This is a genomic window from Streptomyces sp. NPDC002088 (assembly GCF_040296605.1).
Lineage (GTDB): Bacteria > Actinomycetota > Actinomycetes > Streptomycetales > Streptomycetaceae > Streptomyces.
Window position 1 is genome coordinate 597717 of sequence record NZ_JBEOXO010000001.1, and the last position, 19014, is coordinate 616730.

The window sequence follows — 19014 nt, forward strand, 5'->3', positions numbered from 1 at the left end:
CTTCAGGTACCGCAGAAATATGCCCGTGACCTGCTGATATTTACGAGTAAGTACCCGCGCGGTACCGTGAGGGGCATGCCAGCTCTCAACGTGGAGTTCAGCGACCGCGAGCTCGAGGACCTGCGGCAGATCGCCAAGGAGCGCGGTACGTCGATGAAAGCCCTCGTACGCGAGGCGGCCGCGGCCGACATAGCCCGGCACCGGGCGCTGCAGGAGGGCGCGGAGGCCTTCCGCCGCTTCTTCTCCGCCCATGCCGACGAATTCGCAGCAGCGTTCCCCGACGACGAACCGCCCGCCAAGGGCGAAGGACGGGCCGCCTGAACCGATGCCCCCAGTCATCCACATCGACGTGCCCTGGCTGCTGCAGCGCCATGAGGAAGTCCTGCCGGAGCAGCCGACGATCAACGACTTCTCGGCGTTGGTGGCCGCCGTCGCCCGCCATCGCGTCGATCCGCCGCGCCTCGGCGTGGACTCCGACCCGGCCTGGCGGGCTGCCGCCCTGCTGCACACCCTCGCGCTGCTCAAGCCCCTGCCCGCGGCCAATGCCCGCTTCGCCTGTGCGACCGCCGTGGCATACATGTTCGTCAGCGGTGTCGGTGTCGACCCGCCCTACGGCGCCCTCGTCGACCTCGCCCGTGACCTGATGAACGGCAAGACGGACATCTACGGCGCGGCCGACCGGCTGCGCTCCTGGCAGATCTGAACCGCGCCGGCGAACGGAAGGGCCGCCCGCCCCGGGGCCGGCGGCCTTTCTCAACGGCCCCGCGCAGGACGGTGCACCGGAGCGTGCATGTGTTTCACACGGGGCGCAGGGATTCCCGAAAGCACACGCAAGGGGCGCGAGTTGGCCCCGTATCTGACTTATTTTCAAAGACGCGGATGTTGCTCTCGCAGCTTGTTGTGCACGAGTGAGTTGTGCAAGGCTGAACCACCCGTGCGGGGGGTAATGGCCGGGCTTCATCGCCCTTCGGTGAACCGGAGCCGGTGCGCGCCCGGCGAATTCGCCTTCCCCCGCGCCCGCCTGAAAGGTACGCGTCAACCCTGCGCCCTTTCGGCGACCAGAACTTCTGTGTGCTCACGCGCGCGTGGGAAGGAATCCGCTCAGTGCCCACCCCCCACCCCCCTCGACCGCCCTATCCCCCGCCCGGCGGGGAACCCGGAGAGTCCGACGAGTCCCTCGCCCTCCGGATGAGGGGCGGCCCGGACGTCGAGGTCGCCCAGTCGACCGCGCTGCTCATCGCCCGGCACTGGCAGCCGGTGCACGCCTACGCGGCCATCTGCCTGGCCTCCTCGGCGCACATCGCCGCCATGGTCACCGGGGCCGCGTTCCACCAGGTCTTCGACCGCCTCACTCTGGGCGAGCCGGCCGCCGCGCTGCGCCCCCGGCTGCTGGTGACCGTACGGGACACCGTCCGGCACTGGGCCGCCGCGGAGCGAATAACCGGAGTTCTCCCGGAGTTGCAGAAACCCGCCGGGGGGCGCGGTATGCGCGCCGCCAAGTCCATGACTGCCGAAAACCGCGAACTGGCCCAGCGGTCGTTCCAGTCCCTTCCCCCTGTCGCCCAGTGCGTGCTCTGGCACACCGAGGTCGAGGCAGAGCCCATAACCGTGCCCGCAGGCCTGCTGGGCATGGACATCGACTCCGCTTCGGCCGTGCTGGAACAGGCACGGGACAAATTCCGCGAGGGCTGCGTCCGCGCTCATCGGGAACTCGCGCCGACCGACGAATGCCGCTTCTACAACCGGCTCCTCGACGTTCCGATGCGCCGCGGCGGCGCTCTGCTGCCGGATGTCCAGCGGCATCTGTCCGACTGCCGCTACTGTCGCTCCGCAGCCGAACAACTCGGCCTTTTCGAGAGCGGACTGGGTGTCCTGCTCGCCGAATCGGTGCTCGGCTGGGGCGCCCGCCGCTACCTCGACTCGCGCCCGGGCCGCTCCGCCCAGCCCGGCGCCCGTACCCGTGGCTCCGCCCGGCGCGGCGGCGGAGGCTCCCGCCGCGCGGTCCGCCACCGCATCCTGGCCCGCATCCCCCTGCCGGCCCGCCGGTCGTCGGACGAGACCCGTTCGCCGCGGGCGCTGCGCACCGGCGTCGGCCTCGCCTCGGCCGGGGTGCTGACGACCCTGCTCGTCGTCGGCCTCTGGCCGGGCGACGACGGCGGCGTCGACCCGGCCGCCTCCACCAGTGTCACCGGCGGCCGCGTCACGGCCCCCGGCGCCGGCTCCCAGTCCCCGCCGGCCGTCTCCACCGCACCGCCGGGAACCGCCCAACTGCCCACCGCACCGCGGCAGACCAGACTGCGCAACGCGGCCGCCGACCTGTGCCTCGACATCGGCGGTCAGGCCCAGGCGGGAGCGGCCGTCGAACTCGCGGTGTGCTCCTCCGCCTGGACCCAGCAGTGGTCGTACGAGAACGACGGGCTGCTGCGCAGCGTGGCCGACCCCGCGCTGTGCCTGGACTCGCATGCGGACGCCGGTGTCGTCATCCTCGGCACCTGCGCCGCCGAGAAGGACGCGCGGGGCGACGACGTGCGCTACGACCTCACCGTCCAGGGCGAGTTGCTGCCCCGCTGGGACCAGACCCTCGCCCTCGCCGGCGCCGGCGAGGACCCGGGCGCCGACATCGTCGTCAAGGTCCGCGACGACTCCACAGGTCAGCGCTGGCTGACCGACGAGGCGTCGGCCAGTCCCGGTTCATTGTCGATCACCGGGAGCGACGCCCCGTCCGCGCAACCGGTCGAGCTGTCGGACCGGACGGCGTAAGGAGCCGGCTCACCGCGCCCCGCAGCCGGTCACGGTCACGCGGTGCCCTCGACGAGGTCCGCGGCACCGACGGTGGCGGGGCGCGAGTGGCCGGACAGGGCGAGGGTGAGGTCGAGTTCGGCGAGGAGACAGCGGATCACGTGCTCGACGCCGGACTGGCCGTCGAGGCCGAGACCGTAGACGTACGGCCGGCCGAGGAGCACCGCCCGGGCGCCGAGCGCGAGCGCCTTGAACACGTCGTCGCCGGTACGGACGCCGCTGTCGAACAGGACCGTGAGGCGGTCGCCGACCGCCTCCGCCACCCGCGGCAGCGCATCGGCCGCGGCCACCGAACCGGCCACCTGCCGGCCGCCGTGGTTCGACACCACCACACCGTCCATGCCGGCGTCGGCCGCGAGCCGGGCGTCGTCCGGGTGCAGGACGCCCTTCAGCACGATCGGGCCGTCCCAGTTCTCCCGCAGGAAGGCCAGGTCCGGCCAGGTCTTGCCCGGGTCCGCGAACATGCCGACGAAGTGCATCACCGCCGCGTTCGGGTCCTCGTGCACCGGCTTGGCCAGACCCGCCCGGAAGGCCGGGTCGGAGAAGTAGTTGGCGGTGCCCACGCCGTACAGGAACGGCAGGTACGCCTGGTCGAGGTCGCGCGGCCGCCAGGCCAGCAGCGGGGTGTCCAGCGTGACCACCAGGGCCGTGTACCCGGCCGCCTTCGCCCGGTTCAGGAAACTCCGGGTCACCTCCCGGTCCTTGGCCCAGTACAGCTGGAACCAGCGCTCGGCGTCCCCCATCGCCTCCGCGACCTGTTCCATGGGCGTGCTCGACGCCGAGGACAGTATGTACGGCACGCCCTGTGCGGCGGCGGCCCGGGCGGCGGCGGACTCGGCGTCCGGATGCATGATCGACAGCACGCCGACCGGTGCCAGCGCCAGCGGGGCGGGCAGCGGGCGGCCCAGCACCTCCACCGACAGATCGCGCTCGTGCACGTCCCGCAGCATGCGCGGCACGATTCTGCGGCGCTCCAGGGCCGCCCGGTTGGCCCGGGCCGTACTGCCGTCGCCCGCGCTGCCGGCGACATAGCCGACCGGGCCGGGGCCGAGCCGCTGCTCGGTGAGCTCCTCCAGCCGGGTCAGATCGGTGGGCAGCCGGGGGACCGCACCCGTCATCCCGTTCAGATAGATCTCGTACTGGAAGTCCGCCCAGTGCTTGGCCATGCGTACGTCCCGTCTCTCGTCGTCGAGCACGCGCTGCACGCCGACGATACTGGCGGGTAGGCGCGGGTCCGCCCGCCGGGGGCCGGCCCGCTCCACGACTCAGGACCCGGCCGCCGACTCGTTGAGGATCCGGGCAGGTTCGCGCTCACTTCTCCTCGGCCTGGTTGTCTTCGGGCTCGGTGTCCGGTCCCTGCGCCCGCACCCGCTGGACGTGCTCGAGGGAGTCCCGCAGTTCGGCGAGCCAGTCGTCGGTGTGGCGCTGGACCAGCCGCACGCACCAGGCGAGGGCGTCGCTGCGGCTACGGGCGACCCCGCCGGCGATCAGGGTGTCGAGGACCTGGCGCTCCGGCTGGCGCAGCCGGGTCATGACGGGCGCGGCGACGTGCGTGAACAGGGCGCGCTCCGCACCGCACCGGACACCCCAGGAGACCTTGCGGCCGAAGCGGTGCTCGGCCTCGCGCGCCACCGCCATCCGGGCCTCGCGGGTGCGCTCCCGGAACTCCTGGATGCGGCTGCGCACGGCCGCTTCCCGCTCGGCCGCCGGGGCGTCCTCGGCCAGCCGTGGTGTGGGGATGCGGCCGATCACGGTGATCTCCTCGCGGTCGACCGTCACCTCGGTCAGCTCCTCGAAGAGGTCGTCGGGCAGACGGCCGGCGAACCAGCCGCGCAGCTTCTCTTGTTGCTCTGTCGTAATCATGTAATGACGATTACTCCGCTCGAACGTGAACACAAGGGGCCGCGGAGGAGTCAGCCGAGAGCGGAAGCGGAATGTTTCAGGACGATTAACGGGCACCTGGAATCAGGCCATCTGACCGGTTCGACGGATCAGGAACCGCCCGGTTGAGCGGTTGGCACGTTCGAATTCCGTGACTTCACGCCACTGATTCAATACGCAAGGTTACTGAAACCTGTGGGTCGGATGTGTGTTCCGGCGGTGGACTCGGCAGACTCACGCTCGCCGCCGCGGCACCCATCGGGGCGCGGTCGGCACCACCTCGAATCCAGCGGAAGGATGCACACAATGCGGACCACCGCGCGCCTGGCAGCCACCCTCGGCCTTGCGGCCGCCGCCGTCTGCGGACCCCTCACCGGGGCCTCCGTCGCCGCCCAGGACGCCACCCCGACCTCGCTCTACGCCCCGTCCGCCCTGGTGCTCACCGTCGGCCACGGCGAGAGCGCCGCCGCCGCGACCCCGGCGCGGGCGGTCACCCTGACCTGCGCCCCGACGGCGTCCGGCACCCATCCGGCCGCCGCCCTGGCCTGTGCCGAACTACGCGGTGCCGGCGGGGACCTCGACGCCCTGTCGAGCAGAGACGACGTGCAGTGCACCAGGCAGTACGCGCCCGTGGTCGTCACGGTCGACGGCGTCTGGCAGGGCAAGCGCGTCTCCTATGAGCGCACCTTCGCCAACGAGTGCGTGAAGAACTCCTACGGGACCAGCGTGTTCGAGTTCTGAAAGGACCGGGATCGTGCGGCCCCGTGAGCGGTACGGGAGGCCCGCAGGTGGGGAGTTGCGCGAGCCCTTGGCGCGGGGCCGCTGCGATCTCGCACCAGGGGTCGGCCGGGCGGAGTGGGGCCGCCCGCCGACCCCTGGTAATCACTTGGCTTCGCTCAGCTCCCCGGGCAGCCCGGGGAGCGGCGTAAAACGGCCCAGCAGGCCCGCGGCGCGCAGCAGCCGGCGCACGCGCGGATCGTCGGAGACGACTCGCAGGCTGCCGCCACGCTCCCTGGCCCGCGTCTCGGCCCGGCACAGCACGCGCAGCGCCGAGCAGTCGAGGAAGTCGGCGGGCCGCAGATCGACCAGCACGTTCGGTTCCGGGGGCGAGGTCGCGGCGTCCAGGTGCTCGGCGACCAGGTACGCGGTGGCGATGTCCACCTCTCCCGTCACCTCGACCACGGTGAACGAACCGATCGCCTGAGTACGGGCGCAGGCGTTCGGTGCCGGGGGCGGGTCGCCGTCGTGGGCTTGGGCTTGCGGAGTCATGTGTGCTCCACCGCAGCAGGGGGGCATTTGATCTCCGTAGTTACCCCGGCGGGGTGGCGGCCATCCCTGCCCGGCCGCCCATACGATCTTGTTCACTCGAACCGGTGAACTTCCAGTTCGACCTCTTGACTTGGGTGAAGGGTCGGCTGGAGGTCGTCGCCGTACGTGGCGGCGTCCGCGACGGGCCGAGGCGTCCCGCAGCGGTCCCGCGCTGCGCAGATGTCCCTCGACGGCTGCGGAGAGCGAACCTCGGGCGCACTGTCCGACGGCGGGAGGCGACGAGAGTCGTGCCGTCGAGTTGTCCGACGGCGGGACCGGCGAGAGCCGCGCCGAGCGAACCGGTGCGTCAGCTCGACACCGTCGCCACGCGCAGCGGCACCAGGTCCGGGGGATCGGCCTCCTCGCTGCGGCGGGTGACCTCCGCCCACCAGGAAGGGCCGTCCTCGATGTGCCGTAGGAGGACTCCTTCGCGGATCGCCCAGGGACAGACGGTGACCGCGGTGAGTCCCGTCAGCTTCATCGCCGTGTGCCCCACCACCGCGCCGGCCAGGCTCTGTGCGGCGCGCGGCGCGGAGATGCCGGGGAGGCGGGCGCGCTCCGCGGCGGGCAGCGCGGCCAGCCGGCCGATCGCCGCACGCAGATCCGAGCGGTACAACTGCCGTTCCACGAAGGGGCCGTTGCGTCCGGGCGCGGACCCGCACAGCCGGCCCAGCTGCTGGAAGGTGCGTGAGGTGGCCACCGCGGTGCGCGGTCCCTCCCAGCGAATACGCGCAGCCACGTCCCGCAGCTGATGGCGCACCCTGCGCCGCAGGGCGTGCACCCGCTCCGGGCCGGGCGGATCCTGGCAGTCCGCGAAGAACTCATGGGTGAGCCGGCCGGCCCCGAGCGGCAGCGAGGCCACGAAGTCCGGTAACCGGCCGCGCCCGAAGGCCACTTCGAGCGAACCGCCGCCGATGTCCAGCAGTGCCAGCGGCCCCGACCGCCAGCCCATCCAGCGCCGGGCCCCGAGGAACGTCAGCTCGGCCTCCACCTCACCCGGCAGGGTGCACAGCGCGGCGCCCGTTCCGGTCCGGACGGCCCGCAACACCTCCTGTCGGTTCGGGGCGTTGCGCACCACCGCCGTCGCGAAGGCCAGTGGTGCGGCCGCGCCCCACCGGGTCGCGGTCCGGCTAGCTTCGGCGACCGCGTCGACGAGCCGTTCGACGGCGTCGCCGGGGATCGGCTCCCCGGGTCTCACCTGTTCGGACAACCGCAGGCGCCACTTGGCGGTGTGCACCGGCAGCGGTACCCCGCCCTCCGCGTCCGCCACGACCAGCCGGACCGTGTTGGAGCCCACATCCACCACGCTGATTCTCATGGGGGTTTGACTACCCAGGCACGCGGTCCGATGTGCGTCCGCCACCGGCCGGAGGGGCCGCCGTCTCCCTGAGGACGGCGGCCCCTCGGTCACGGGCGGCTGATCACATGTGGATGACCTGAGGAGCGTCGGCGTCCTGCTGCGGCACGCCACGGCGGTACATCAGGAACGCGATCACCGTGCCGGCCGCGAAGAAGCCGGCCGACCACCAGAAGGCGGTGGTGTAGCTCTCGATCGTCGCCTGCGCCTGGACCAGCTTGTTGCTCGGGTCCTTCCCGGCCAGGTAGTCGGTCGCGGCACTCGCGGCGAGGGTGTTCAGCAGCGCCGTACCGATCGAACCGCCCACCTGCTGCATGGCGTTGACCGTCGCGGAGGCCACACCCGCGTCCTCGGCGGCCACCCCGCCGGTCGCCAGCTGCATGGCCGGAGGCATCACCAGGCCAAGACCCAGGCCGATCACGATCAGCTGCGGCAGCACCGCGCTCGTGTAGTCCGAGCCGACGCCGATCCCGGTCAGCCAGGCCATGCCGACCGCGGCGATCGCGAAGCCCAGCGGGATGACGGCCTTCGGGCCGATCCGCGGCACCAGGGCCGTGGTGCCGAGCTGCGCCGCCACCATGAGCGCCGCGACCATCGGCAAGAACGCCACGCCGGTCTTCGTCGGGCTGAATCCCAGGTTCAACTGCAGGTAGTAGGTGAGGAAGAGGAACACGCCGAACATACCCGCGCCGGAGATCAGCACGGCCAGGTACGAGGCCGCGCGGTTGCGGTCGAGCAGGATGCGCAGCGGCAGCAGCGGGTGCGCGGAGCGCGTCTGCCACCAGGCGAAGGCGGCCAGCAGCACACCGCCGGCGATCAGGAAGCCCCAGGTCGCGGGCGAGCTCCAGTCGTGCGTCTCGGCGTTGGAGAAGCCGTACACCAGGGAGAACAGACCGGCGGCGACCAGCACCGTGCCCGGCACGTCCAGCTTGGAGTTCGAGGCGTCGCGGTGGTTGGAGAGCAGCAGCCAGCCGCCCACGAAGGCGACGACGGCGATGGCGACGTTGACGTAGAGCGTCCAGCGCCAGTCGAAGGCGTCGGTCAGGACACCGCCGAGCAGCAGGCCGACCGCACCGCCCGCACCGGCGATGGCGCCGTACACGCTGAACGCCTTGGCGCGCTCACGGGCGTCGGTGAACGTCGTGTTCAGCAGCGACAGCGCGGCGGGCGCGAGAAGCGCGCCGAAGGCGCCCTGAAGGGCGCGTGCGGTGACCAGCATGCCGAAGCCGTTCGCGGCACCGCCGAGCGCGGACACGGCGGCGAAGCCGACGACGCCGATGAGGAAGGCCGGCTTGCGGCCGAAGAGGTCGGCGATGCGTCCGCCGAGCAGGAGCAGGGAGGCGAACGCGAGCGCGTATGCGGTGACGATCCACTGCCGGTTGCCGTCGGAGAAGCCGAGGTCGGCCTGGGCCGACGGCAGGGCGATGTTCACGATGGTCGCGTCCAGGACGACCATCAGCTGTGCGACGGCGACGACCGCGAGGATCCACCACCGCTTCGTGGAGGCCCCGGGCGGCGCCTCCACGGCACCCGTACGGGTGCCGTCGGTCAGGGTTTTCTGGGGCATCGGGGAAGTACTCCAGGGAAAGTCGTCCGAGCCTTTGGCGAGGTCCGGCGGATATGCCGAGTCGGGCTTCGCCAAGTCATGAACGAAACGGTTTCGTACACATCGACCCTAAACCAGTTCCAGCGAAACGGCAACGTTTCGCTGCGGAGGGAGTCCGGGCCCGCCGTGAACGTCCTGCCCGACCGTGACCCCGCACGCCGTTTCTTCTCCGAGCTCGCCGCGCTGTACGCGCAGGGTGGCGGCCCCGTGGCCGGCCGCCGGTTCGCGGAGACGACGCGTGGTGGGGGGACGTACCGATGGCCTGGCAGGGGTTCGCCTCCTTCCGGCCCGACGAGGCCGCGCTGAAGGCGGCCCCGTTCCCGATCGTCCTCGGCGCGGGCTCGGAGGACCGCGGTACGTACTACGCCCGCCCCTCGGTCGAGATCGCCCGCCGGATCGGGGTGCCCTGGGCCGAATTCCCCGGCATCCACATGGAGTTCCTGCGCAACCCGCAGCGCTTCGCGGCGGCCCTGCGGGTGCTGGCGACCCAGCTGCACAGCGGTGGTGGTGAGGTTCCGGAGTCCTGGAATCGCTAGCCCCGTATGTATTCCTTGACGGGAATATAACCGCCGAGGCATATTGGGGCCATGTCCGATGCCTTGCTCTGGACCGCCCTCGCCGATCCGCACCGGCGGGCCATCGTCGCGCTGCTCCTCGAGCGGCCGCGGCCCGTCGGCGAGATCGTGGAGGTATGCGGCCTGAGCCAGCCGAGCACGTCCAAGCACCTGCGGGTGCTGCGTGACGCGGGTCTGGTGCGGGTACGGCAGGACGCTCAGCGCCGTGTCTACGCCCTCGACCCGGCCCCGATCGCCGAGCTCGACGCCTGGCTGGCCCCCTACCGCGGGTTGTGGAACACCAGCCTGGACGCCCTGGGCCGCCGCCTCGACGAGACACCGGACGACATCGACGACACCGATGACCCCGAGGAACCCTCCGCGAAGGACTGATCGACCATGTCCGCCGACCTCACCGGCACGTACGTGACCCTCGACGACGGCCGCCCCGCCGTCCGTTTCAGCCGCACCTACGACCACCCGATCGACCGCGTCTGGCGGTTCGTCACCGACCCCGACGAAGTCGCCCAGTGGTTCCCCTCCCGCGCCGAGATCGAGCTGCGTCCCGGCGGCACCATCACCTTCAGCGGCGACCCGAACATGCCCGAGTCGACCGGTCGGGTCATCGCCGTGGACCCGCCCCGCCACCTGTCCTTCGAGTGGGGCGGCGACGAACTGCGCTTCGACCTGGCGGAGGCCGAAGACAAGCGCACCCGCTTCACCCTCACCAACGTGCTGGGCGCGGCGGACACCGCCGCCCGCAACGGCGCCGGCTGGGAGGTCTGTCTCATCGCCCTCGACGCGAAGGCGCGCGGCGAGCGGTCCGACGGGCCGCACACCGGGGCCGGCGCGCCCTGGAAGGAGTTCTACGAGGGATACGTCGAGGCCGGGGTGCCGTCGGGCGCACCCGTTCCGGGCCTCGGCGCCTGACCCCGCCGCGTCGTCACGTCAGCTGCCGCCGTACCAGCTCGTGCAGCCGCCCGCCCGTGTCCGCGAGCAGCTGGGCCGGCGGGCCCTGCTGGGCGACCTTGCCGTTCTCCATCACGATCACGCGGTCGGCGTCCAGCACCGTCGACAGACGGTGCGCGATGACGATACGGGTGGCGTTGAGGGCCTTGGTGCTCTCGATGACCATGCGCTGTGTCTCGTTGTCGAGGGCGCTGGTCGCCTCGTCGAAGAACAGGATGCGCGGCCGGCGGATCAGCGCCTGGGCGATCATCAAGCGCTGGCGCTGGCCGCCGGAGACCGCGCCGCTGCCCGCGACGATCGTGTGCAGGCCCATCGGCATCCGCTTGATGTCCTCTGCGAGTCCCGCCATCTCGGCCGCCGCCATCGCCTCCTCCGGCGTGTACGGCTCGGTGCCGCAGATGACGTCCAGGATGGAGCCGGTGAACGGCTGAGCGTGCTGGAGCACGACGCCGCACTGCCGGCGTACCGCCGACTGGTCGAGGGCGGCCAGGTCCTGGCCGTCGTACAGGACACTGCCCGAGACCGGCCGGTCGAAGCCGATGAGCAGCCGCAGCAGTGTCGACTTGCCGCAGCCGCTGGGGCCGACGACCGCCACGAACTCGCCCGGCCGTACCTCGAAGGACACGTCGTCGAGGACGAGCGGGCCGTCGTCGGAGTAGCGGAAGGACAGCCGCCGGGCCTCGATCGCGCCGGACAGCGGGCCCGGCCGGGTGCTCGCCGTGCGCACCTCGGGCGTCGCGTCCAGCACCGGCTTGATCTCCTCGAACAGCGGCAGCGCGGCCACCGCCGAGACGAAGGCGCCGGTCAGCTGGGTGACCGAGGTGAGCAGCATGGTCACCGACGTGTTGAACGTGAGGAACTCGGCGGCCGACAGCGAACCGCGCGCCGGACCGGCCAGCAGCATGAACATCAGCAGGGAACACACCGGCAGATAAACCGCGCCCAGCACCGCGTTGAGGTTCTTGATCCGCCCGAGCCGCTGCTGGAGCTCACGGCTGCGCGCGAACTCGGAGGCCCACGCCGCGTAGGCGTAGTTCTCGGCCGCAGCCACGCGCAGCTTGGGCAGACCACGCAGCGTCTGGAACGCCTGGTTGTTCAGCTTGTTGCTCAGCACCACCAGACGCCGCTGCCAGCGCACCTGCCACAGCCCGAGCCCCAGGAACACCGCGGCGATCACGACCAGCATGCCGACCGCGGCCAGCGCCATCGGGACGCTGTACCACAGCAGCAGGCCCAGGTTCATCGCGCCGACGGTGACCGCCTGGGCGACCGAGGGGCCGACTCCGGCGAGCAGCCTGCGGATCGCGCTGATGCCCATGGCCGCGCTCGCCAGCTCACCGGTGGAGCGCTCGGTGAAGAACTTCGTCGGCAGGCGCAGCAGCCGGTCCCAGACGGCCGGCTGGAGGGTCGCCTCGATCCGGCCCTCCAGGCGCAGGATGGTGAGGTTCTGCAGCAGGGTGAAGGCCGCCGCCACCACGCTCGCGACCATCACCGCCAGACAGACCTGCACGATCAGCCCCTGCTGGGCCTTCGGCACGTACTCGCCGAGCACCTTGCCGGTGGCCACCGGCACCAGCGCGCCGATCGCGACCGTGACCAGGCCGCTGAGCAGCAGGCCGGTGAGGTCCCCGCCGGTGCCGCGCATGCTGAACCGCAGCAGCCGCAGCGGGCTGAGCCCCCGTTCCGGCAGCGGACGGTAGAACATCACCGCGCGCGGCTCGAACTCCTCCGCGTTGGCCTTCTCGATGGGCGTCTCCCGGCCGGTCGCCGGGTGTACGGCCACGTATCCGCCGCGCCGCCACAGCAGCGCGACCGGCGTACCGGACAGTGCCCGGTGGCCCACGAGCGGGCCGACGTTGTCGCGCCACCAGGTCCCGTACAGCCGTACGGCCCGGGTGCGCACGCGGGAGGCGAGGGCGACCTGTTCGACCGGGTCGAGCCGGTCGCTGCCGGTGCCGCTCTGCGCGGCCGCCGCCAGGGTGATCCCGGCTGCCTGGGCGACCAGCTTGCACGCGGCGTACGTGGCGTCCGCGTCGGCGGACGTCGTGCGCTTCGCGGACGACTTGCCGATCGACGCCAGCAGCGTCCGGTCGGCCTGGGCGCGTACCGCCTCACCGGCCTTGATGCCGGCGGCCGTACGGGTCTCGTGGGTGCGTTCCAGCTGCTCGATCCAGCGGTCCAGGGTGGCCAGCAGCCGGTACTGCTGGTCGACCATGCCCTGCCAGACCGCCGGGTCCATCAGCAGGTCGGCGGCCGCCTCCGCGCCGTACAGCGAGCCGTACTGGACGCTGCCGGGCGGCACCTGCATCCAGAAGACGTCGTCGTCGGTCACCTCGGCGGCCCGTTCGGTGGCCATCGGCGCCTGGAAGAGGATGGACAGGCCGCGGCCGACGCCGAGCGCGAGGGCGTACTCCAGCGGGCTGGTGGTCGGCGGTACGTACTGGGGGTTGCCGTACTCGTCGTACGACCAGGTCTGGGTGTCCGCGGGCTGGTACAGCTCGCGCAGCCCGATGCGGTGCACCACGCAGTCCCTGACCGGGCGGGCGACCAGGGTGTGCTGCGGTCCGGCGACGGGACCGAGCAGCAGTGAGCCCGCCTCCAGCCGGCCGAGGTGGTGCCAGTGGCCCTGCTGTGCCGCGTCCACCGCGAACAGGTCCAGGGCGCCCGCCGCGACCAGCCACAGCACCTGCGGGCCCTCGAGGTCGAGCCGGGCGAAGCCCGCGCAGTCGATCGGCGTGCCCAGCGAACCGAGCGCGCCGAGGACGAGGTCGCCTTCCTGAACAGACGTCATCTCATCGCTCCCTGACCAGCGCGGCGTACGCGCCGCCGTGCGCCACCAGCTCCTCGTGCCGCCCGCGTTCCACGATCGTGCCGTGCTGGAGTACGACGATCTCGTCGCTGTCGCGCACGGTGCTCAGCCGGTGCGCGATCACCACACAGGCGCAGCCGCGCCGGCGCAGATTGTCCATCACGGTCAGCTCGGTCTCCGCGTCCAGCGCGCTCGTCACCTCGTCGAGGACGAGGATGCTGGGTCTGCGCACCAGAGCCCGGGCGATCTCCAGGCGCTGGCGCTGTCCGCCGGAGAAGTTGCGGCCGTCCTGCTCGACCCTGCTGTGGATGCCGCCGGGGCGGCGCATGACGACGTCGTACAGTGCCGCGTCCCGCAGCGCCTCCACCACGGCGTCGTCCGGGACCGACGGGTCCCACAGCGCCACGTTGTCGCGGACCGTGCCCTCGAAGAGGAACACATCCTGGTCGACGAAGGAGACGGAGGCGGCCAGCGCGCCGCGCGGAATGTCCTCCAGGCGCTGCCCGTCGATGCGGATCACGCCCTCCCACGGCGCGTACAGGCCCGAGATCAGCCTCGACACCGTGGACTTGCCGCTGCCCGAACCGCCGACCAGCGCCACCTGGCGGCCCGGTCCGACAGTCAGGTCGAAACCGGACAGCAGCGGCTTGTCCAGCGGGCTGTAGCCGAACGTGATGTTCTCCAGCTCGACATGGCCGTGCAGCCGGCGCGTCGAGTCACTGGCCCGACGGTCATAGAGCGGGTCCGCCTGGAAGTTCTCCACGTCTTTCAGGCGGGCCACGTCGGCCGCGAAGTCCTGGATGCGGCCGGCGACGCCGTTGAGCCGGGTCAGCGGGGCGGTGAAGCGGGCGACCAGCGCCTGGAAGGCGACCAGCAGGCCCACCGAGATATGGCCTTCGATCGCCCGCATGCCGCCGATCCACAGGATCAGCGCGCTGTTCAGCGTCGCGAGCGTCGGCGCGACCACGCCCAGCCAGGCGCTCGGCACGCCGAGCCGCTGCTGCTCCTCCAGTGTGGTGGCGTGCTGGCCGGCCCACTTGCGGAAGTAGCCGTCCTCGCCGCCGGTCGCCTTCATCGTCTCGATCAACTGCAGGCCCGTGTACGCCGTGTTGGTGAGCCGGGCGTTGTCGGCGCGCAGCTTCGCCGTACGGGTCGCGCGCAGCCGGATCACCACACGCATGGCGACGACGTTGAGCAGCGCCACGCCGATGCCGACGAACGTCAGCTGCGGGTCGTAGGTGTACAGCAGCACGGCGTAGAGCACCACGACCACCGCGTCCACGCCCGCCGCCGCGAGGTCGCGGGCCAGGGTCTCGGCCACCGCGTCGTTCGACTGGAGGCGCTGGACGAGGTCGGCGGGGCTGCGCTGGGAGAAGAACGTCACCGGCAGCCGCAGCAGATGGCGCAGGAAACGGGCGCTGGAGAGCGTCGAGGAGATGATGCGTCCGTGGTGCAGGTTCGCCTGCTGCAGCCAGGTCAGGACGACGGTGAGCAGCACGCACGCGCCCATGGACGTGAACAGCACGCCCAGCAGCGAGGTCTGCCCGCCGATCAGGAACATGTCGATGTAGGTGCGGCTGAGCGCGGGCACGGCCGCGCCGACCAGCACCAGCAGCAGGCTCGCCAGGACGGCCGCGGGCATCGTGCCCGCGGTGCCGCGCAGCCGGGCCGGCATCGCGCCCCACACGCCCGGCCGGCGCCCGCCCCGCTCGAAGCCGTCGCCCGGCTCCAGCACCAGCACGACACCGGTGAAGCTGCCGTCGAAGTCCTCCATCGGCACGAAACGGCGGCCCTTGCCGGGGTCGTTGATGAACACCCCGCGTCGGCCGAAGCGGCGCCCCATGCCGTCGTAGACGACGTAGTGGTTGAACTCCCAGAAGAGGATCGCCGGGGACTTCACCTCGGCGAGGGCGGCCAGGTCCATCTGCATGCCCTTGGCCGTCAGGCCGTAACTGCGGGCCGCCTTCAGCAGGTTGCTGGCGCGTGAGCCGTCGCGGGAGACGCCGCAGGCGATGCGCAGCTCCTCCAGCGGGATGTGCCGGCCGTAGTGGCCGAGGACCATCGCGAGGGAGGCGGCGCCGCACTCGACGGCCTCCATCTGCAGGACGGTCGGAGTGCGGACGGTCTTCGCGGTCGCCTTGGGGACCTTGCGCGCGGGCGGCGCGGCGCGGCGTCTGCCTCGGGTGTCCTGGGCGGTGGTCACGGGAGCAGCCAATCGACGGGACGCTGGTCGGCCAGCCGGATCGAGCCGGTGGCCATGGTCATGGAGGTGAGGGCGTACGGCGGTCCGTCCGCCGAGGACCACTTCAGACCGCTCTTCGTCGCGGACGACTTGTCGAGGCGGACGGTGACGGCGACCGGCCGGCCCTTCTTGGTGAACTGCTCGCCCAGCTGGCTGTCGCCGAGGAACGCGGCGATCTGCTGCGCCGACTGCGCGGACCGGTCGACCGACTTCACATGCCCGCGCAGCACGCCGTACTCCTGCGTCGACACGGTCTGGACGGTGAGGTCCACGGGCGCGTTCGCCGGGATGGAGGTGACATTCTCGGCCGGAACGTACACCGTCGCGTACAGCGGGTCGCCGGCGTGCGCGACCTTCTCCACGGCGGCGACGTTCGCGCCGGTCTGGATGATCTGGCCGATGGTGGCGGCGAGCGCGGTGATCCGGCCGGCGGCGACCGTGCGGACCACGGTGTCGCCCTCGCTCGTACGGACCTTCAGGACGGGGGAGTCGGCGGGCAGCCGCTCGCCCTCCTTGGCGAGGATCGCGGTGACCTGGCCTGCGGCGGGGCTCTGCAGGATGTAGCTGCCCTCGCCGTGCGTGAGGATCGCGGGCGCGCTGACCGTCGAGGCCACGGAGCCCGTCACCGCCCACACAGAGGCGCCCGCCAGCGCGAGCACCGTCACCGACAGGACGAGCCAGCCCTGGGGGCGGGCGAAGCGCACCGGGAGATCGAGCTCCTCCGGCGACTGGAGCTTGGCGAGGGCCTGTTGGCGGAACTGCAAGGGACTTCCCTCACCTGTCGGAGAGTTTCACGGCATCCGAGAGTCCCGGAGCCGGGTTGCGGCTCCGGGACTCAACGGAACAAAAGGTGCGATCAGAGACCGGCAACCAGGCCCGTGACCGGGGCGGTGTTCAGGCCGGTGACACCCTCGACGGTGCCGACGACCGTGTTGACCAGGCCGGAGACCGGGGCAATGCCGTCCACCAGGCCGGTGACGGTGCCGACGGCGTTCAGGGAGAGACCGCCGGAGACGTTGTCGAGCTCGGCGTCGGAGATCTCGACGGTCTCAACCTGGGGGGTGGAGTTCATGATGGAACTTCCCTTCATATGGATATTCACAAGGGGGGAGCGGCCCCCTCTGGGGACAGATGGACGGCCGCCACCGCAGGCGCCGGACGCCCCTTTCGGAGAGCCCTCGCGGCTCCCGCGGTGCGATGGATCAAAGCAGGTTTGCGGTCTGCGGTTCCAATCAACCACCTGTCCCACCTGCGCAATTGCGGCTCATGGACGGCCAACCGTGCAGGTGCGCGCACGGCTTGCTGGCGACTTCTTCACAAGCCGCGCGGCATCGGCGCACACCGCCTCTTGTCGCCGCGTGGCCGAATCCGACACTCCCGCCCCAAAGGCATCGGCGCCGTCGTCGACTTGTGCAGATTCCCCGCTTCCGGTGACTTGGTTGAGCATTGGATGTGCAGATTCGCTGAAGCCGGGATTCCGCCCCGTGATCGGAACAGATCGTGATGGGCCGATCGCTGATCGTGTCGGATCGGGATGTGAAACCCTGTCAGCCCAGAAGCGCGTACACGGTGCTGGCGCGTGCCGCCAGTTCGCCTGAACGCTCGGCGGTCATCGTGATGTCGGCGAACGCCATCCGGCGGCCCAGCTTGGTCAGCACCGCTTCGATCAGGACATCCGAATCCGTCACCGCGCGCTGGAACGACGTGGACTGCTGGACGGTCGTCATGGGCCCGAAGGCACCCCGGGCCGCCGAGACGGCGATGACCGTGGCGGTGTCGGCCGCGGCCATCAGCGCCTGCCCCGAAAGGCCCCCGCCTTCCCTGGCCAGCCCCGCCGACCAGGGAAGGCGCAAGGTCGCGCGGTCGTCCCCCAGGGTCTCGACGGTCAGGCCCAGGGCCAGGACCCAAGGGGCGAAGTTGGCGGAGAGGATCTTGTCTGCTTCGGCGGTGGTCATCGTCATATGGGGGATTGTTCCCGCCGCGCGGCCGCCCGGCCCGTGGCATGGCCGATTCGGCGCCGCACAAAGGAAGTTGGGAAACGGAATTGAACGCCCCGCCTGCCCCGCCCGTACCTACAGCCATCCAGGCGCCGCTGTACGAGCTGCCGACCGGCAGCGCAGACCCCGTCCCCCAGGAGGTCGAGAAGTTTGAGTCACAAGCGAATTCCGAAGCGCAAGGCCGCGATAGCGGCGGGCAGCGTGGCGGCACTCGGAGCGGCGGCCCTGCTGCTTCCGCACGCCAACGCCTCCCAGGACGGCGCGTCGGACGCGGCTGCCCCGAAGACCCTGAAGGCGGCGGACGCCTCGGACCTCGCCTCGCAGCTCCAGAACCTGCTCGGAGATGCCTTCGCCGGCTCGTACTACGACGCCGACAGCCGGCAGCTCGTCGTCAATGTCGTCAACGTCTCCGGCGACAAGAACAACGTGGTCGTCCAGGTCAAGAAGGCCGGCGCGAAGGTCCGCGAGGTCGACAACAGCACGGCCGAGCTGAAGACCGCCGCGCAGACGCTGAAGACCGAGGCCACCATCCCGGGCACCGCGTGGGCCGTCGACCCCAGAACGAACAAGATCCTGGTCACCGCCGACACCACGGTCACCGGCAGCAAGTGGGACCAGCTGGAGTCGACCGTGCAGAGCCTCGGCTCGGGCATGGCCACCATCAAGAAGTCCGCCGGCACCTTCAAGACGTTCGTGTCGGGCGGCGACGCCATCTTCGGCGGCGGCGCGCGCTGCTCCCTCGGCTTCAACGTCACCGCGAGCGACGGCTCGCCCGCCTTCCTGACGGCCGGTCACTGCGGAGTCGCGGCCGACCAGTGGTCAGACTCCGAGACAGGCCAGCCGATCGCCACCGTCGACCAGGCGGTCTTCCCCGGCGACGGCGACTTCTCCCTCGTCAAGTACGACGACCCGAACACCCAGGCCCCGAGCGACGTCAACATCGGCGGCGGCCAGACCGTCCAGATCCTCCAGGCCGCGGAGGCCACGGTCGGCGCGCAGGTGTTCCGGATGGGCAGCACCACCGGCCTGAACGACGGCCAGGTCCTCGGCCTCGACGCCACGGTGAACTACCCGGAGGGCACGGTCACCGGACTCATCCAGACGAACGTGTGCGCCGAACCCGGTGACAGCGGTGGCTCGCTGTTCACCCAGGACGGCAGCGCGGTCGGCCTGACCTCGGGCGGCAGCGGTGACTGCACCGCCGGCGGCGAGACCTTCTTCCAGCCGGTCACCACCGCGTTGACGGCGACCGGCGCCACCCTCGGCGACGCGGGCGCCGGAGCGGGCGACCAGGCCGGCGGCGACCAGGCGGGCGGCGAGGAGGCCGGTGCCGGTGGCGATGCGGTCGGCGGCGACCAGTCGGGTGCTGACGACCAGTCGGGTGCCGGTGATCAGTCAGGGACGGCCGATCCGTCCGGCGCGGCCGAGAACCAGTCGGGCACGGGCACCGAGGACAACTCCGGGCTGACCGAGACCCACTGATCGGCACAGA

18 protein-coding genes are annotated in these 19014 nt (G+C 71.4%); 8 read left to right on the top strand and 10 right to left on the bottom strand.

Annotated elements, in window-relative coordinates:
* The first annotated feature begins 75 nt into the window (after positions 1–75).
* The 3 genes from ABT114_RS02785 (at position 76) to ABT114_RS02795 (ending at position 2760) form a co-directional block, all read left to right on the top strand.
* Positions 76–321 (top strand): hypothetical protein, encoded by a 246-nt coding sequence (locus tag ABT114_RS02785; RefSeq protein ID WP_351137795.1) that lies wholly within the window; start codon positions 76–78, stop codon positions 319–321.
* 4 nt (positions 322–325) lie between these two features.
* A complete protein-coding gene (locus ABT114_RS02790; protein ID WP_351137798.1) occupies positions 326–703 on the top strand; it encodes a toxin Doc in 378 nt (125 codons plus the stop codon).
* A 401-nt stretch (positions 704–1104) separates the two neighbouring features.
* Positions 1105–2760: an RICIN domain-containing protein gene (locus tag ABT114_RS02795; RefSeq protein ID WP_351137800.1), complete on the top strand. Its 1656-nt coding sequence runs from the start codon at positions 1105–1107 to the stop codon at positions 2758–2760.
* A 35-nt stretch (positions 2761–2795) separates the two neighbouring features.
* On the opposite strand, the gene ABT114_RS02800 is transcribed toward ABT114_RS02795, so the two are convergent.
* Positions 2796–3965 carry a lactate 2-monooxygenase gene (locus ABT114_RS02800; RefSeq protein ID WP_351138200.1) on the bottom strand — a complete coding sequence of 390 codons (1170 nt, stop codon included), beginning with the start codon at positions 3963–3965 and terminating at the stop codon, positions 2796–2798.
* 145 nt (positions 3966–4110) lie between these two features.
* Positions 4111–4662, bottom strand: coding sequence for an ATP-binding transcription factor AbmR (gene abmR / locus ABT114_RS02805; protein ID WP_351137802.1), 552 nt, complete (start codon positions 4660–4662; stop codon positions 4111–4113).
* 324 nt (positions 4663–4986) lie between these two features.
* Between abmR and ABT114_RS02810 the strand changes: the two genes are divergently transcribed.
* A complete protein-coding gene (locus ABT114_RS02810; RefSeq protein ID WP_351137804.1) occupies positions 4987–5421 on the top strand; it encodes a protease inhibitor in 435 nt (144 codons plus the stop codon).
* A 141-nt stretch (positions 5422–5562) separates the two neighbouring features.
* Here ABT114_RS02810 and ABT114_RS02815 read toward each other — a convergent pair whose 3' ends face one another.
* The 3 genes from ABT114_RS02815 to ABT114_RS02825 all read right to left on the bottom strand — a co-directional run bounded on the left by ABT114_RS02815 (position 5563) and on the right by ABT114_RS02825 (position 8912).
* Positions 5563–5949: an STAS domain-containing protein gene (locus ABT114_RS02815; protein ID WP_351137806.1), complete on the bottom strand. Its 387-nt coding sequence runs from the start codon at positions 5947–5949 to the stop codon at positions 5563–5565.
* A 346-nt stretch (positions 5950–6295) separates the two neighbouring features.
* The gene (locus ABT114_RS02820; protein ID WP_351137808.1) at positions 6296–7306 is read right to left on the bottom strand and encodes a Ppx/GppA family phosphatase; all 1011 of its coding nucleotides are present in this window, start codon (positions 7304–7306) and stop codon (positions 6296–6298) included.
* Between the two features lie 103 nt (positions 7307–7409).
* Positions 7410–8912, bottom strand: coding sequence for an MFS transporter (locus ABT114_RS02825; RefSeq protein WP_351137810.1), 1503 nt, complete (start codon positions 8910–8912; stop codon positions 7410–7412).
* 296 nt (positions 8913–9208) lie between these two features.
* Here ABT114_RS02825 and ABT114_RS02830 point away from each other — a divergent pair, with 296 nt between their 5' ends.
* The 3 genes from ABT114_RS02830 to ABT114_RS02840 are packed head-to-tail and all read left to right on the top strand — an operon-like array spanning position 9209 to position 10435.
* The gene (locus ABT114_RS02830; RefSeq protein WP_351137812.1) at positions 9209–9487 is read left to right on the top strand and encodes a hypothetical protein; all 279 of its coding nucleotides are present in this window, start codon (positions 9209–9211) and stop codon (positions 9485–9487) included.
* Between the two features lie 51 nt (positions 9488–9538).
* Positions 9539–9898, top strand: coding sequence for an ArsR/SmtB family transcription factor (locus ABT114_RS02835; protein ID WP_351137814.1), 360 nt, complete (start codon positions 9539–9541; stop codon positions 9896–9898).
* 6 nt (positions 9899–9904) lie between these two features.
* Complete coding sequence (locus ABT114_RS02840) at positions 9905–10435, top strand: SRPBCC family protein (protein WP_351137816.1); 531 nt, start codon at positions 9905–9907, stop codon at positions 10433–10435.
* Positions 10436–10448: 13 nt separating this feature from the next.
* Here ABT114_RS02840 and ABT114_RS02845 read toward each other — a convergent pair whose 3' ends face one another.
* From ABT114_RS02845 to ABT114_RS02865, 5 genes are all read right to left on the bottom strand, one after another.
* Positions 10449–13265 (bottom strand): NHLP bacteriocin export ABC transporter permease/ATPase subunit, encoded by a 2817-nt coding sequence (locus ABT114_RS02845; protein WP_351137819.1) that lies wholly within the window; start codon positions 13263–13265, stop codon positions 10449–10451.
* A 1-nt stretch (position 13266) separates the two neighbouring features.
* On the bottom strand, positions 13267–15486 hold the full coding sequence (locus ABT114_RS02850; RefSeq protein WP_351137821.1) for an NHLP family bacteriocin export ABC transporter peptidase/permease/ATPase subunit: 2220 nt from the start codon (positions 15484–15486) through the stop codon (positions 13267–13269).
* Positions 15483–16289 (bottom strand): HlyD family efflux transporter periplasmic adaptor subunit, encoded by an 807-nt coding sequence (locus ABT114_RS02855; protein ID WP_351137823.1) that lies wholly within the window; start codon positions 16287–16289, stop codon positions 15483–15485. Before ABT114_RS02855 ends, ABT114_RS02850 begins: the two co-directional genes overlap by 4 nt.
* Before the next feature lie 92 nt (positions 16290–16381).
* A complete protein-coding gene (locus tag ABT114_RS02860) occupies positions 16382–16597 on the bottom strand; it encodes a type A2 lantipeptide (protein WP_351137826.1) in 216 nt (71 codons plus the stop codon).
* Positions 16598–17072: 475 nt separating this feature from the next.
* Positions 17073–17486 (bottom strand): PaaI family thioesterase, encoded by a 414-nt coding sequence (locus tag ABT114_RS02865; protein WP_351137828.1) that lies wholly within the window; start codon positions 17484–17486, stop codon positions 17073–17075.
* 186 nt (positions 17487–17672) lie between these two features.
* Here ABT114_RS02865 and ABT114_RS02870 point away from each other — a divergent pair, with 186 nt between their 5' ends.
* A complete protein-coding gene (locus tag ABT114_RS02870; RefSeq protein WP_351137831.1) occupies positions 17673–19004 on the top strand; it encodes a S1 family peptidase in 1332 nt (443 codons plus the stop codon).
* Positions 19005–19014: the final 10 nt, after the last annotated feature.

What these genes read in the sequence shown, in the direction of transcription:
- ABT114_RS02825 (WP_351137810.1), bottom strand. Translation starts at nt 8,912, where the DNA reads ATGCCCCAGAAAACCCTGACCGACGGCACCCGTACGGGTGCCGTGGAG.
- ABT114_RS02820 (WP_351137808.1), bottom strand. Translation starts at nt 7,306, where the DNA reads ATGAGAATCAGCGTGGTGGATGTGGGCTCCAACACGGTCCGGCTGGTC.
- ABT114_RS02860 (WP_351137826.1), bottom strand. Translation starts at nt 16,597, where the DNA reads ATGAACTCCACCCCCCAGGTTGAGACCGTCGAGATCTCCGACGCCGAG.
- ABT114_RS02790 (WP_351137798.1), top strand. Translation starts at nt 326, where the DNA reads ATGCCCCCAGTCATCCACATCGACGTGCCCTGGCTGCTGCAGCGCCAT.
- ABT114_RS02845 (WP_351137819.1), bottom strand. Translation starts at nt 13,265, where the DNA reads ATGACGTCTGTTCAGGAAGGCGACCTCGTCCTCGGCGCGCTCGGTTCG.
- ABT114_RS02830 (WP_351137812.1), top strand. Translation starts at nt 9,209, where the DNA reads ATGGCCTGGCAGGGGTTCGCCTCCTTCCGGCCCGACGAGGCCGCGCTG.
- ABT114_RS02785 (WP_351137795.1), top strand. Translation starts at nt 76, where the DNA reads ATGCCAGCTCTCAACGTGGAGTTCAGCGACCGCGAGCTCGAGGACCTG.
- ABT114_RS02815 (WP_351137806.1), bottom strand. Translation starts at nt 5,949, where the DNA reads ATGACTCCGCAAGCCCAAGCCCACGACGGCGACCCGCCCCCGGCACCG.
- ABT114_RS02835 (WP_351137814.1), top strand. Translation starts at nt 9,539, where the DNA reads ATGTCCGATGCCTTGCTCTGGACCGCCCTCGCCGATCCGCACCGGCGG.
- ABT114_RS02810 (WP_351137804.1), top strand. Translation starts at nt 4,987, where the DNA reads ATGCGGACCACCGCGCGCCTGGCAGCCACCCTCGGCCTTGCGGCCGCC.
- ABT114_RS02800 (WP_351138200.1), bottom strand. Translation starts at nt 3,965, where the DNA reads ATGGCCAAGCACTGGGCGGACTTCCAGTACGAGATCTATCTGAACGGG.
- ABT114_RS02840 (WP_351137816.1), top strand. Translation starts at nt 9,905, where the DNA reads ATGTCCGCCGACCTCACCGGCACGTACGTGACCCTCGACGACGGCCGC.
- ABT114_RS02865 (WP_351137828.1), bottom strand. Translation starts at nt 17,486, where the DNA reads ATGACGATGACCACCGCCGAAGCAGACAAGATCCTCTCCGCCAACTTC.
- abmR (WP_351137802.1), bottom strand. Translation starts at nt 4,662, where the DNA reads ATGATTACGACAGAGCAACAAGAGAAGCTGCGCGGCTGGTTCGCCGGC.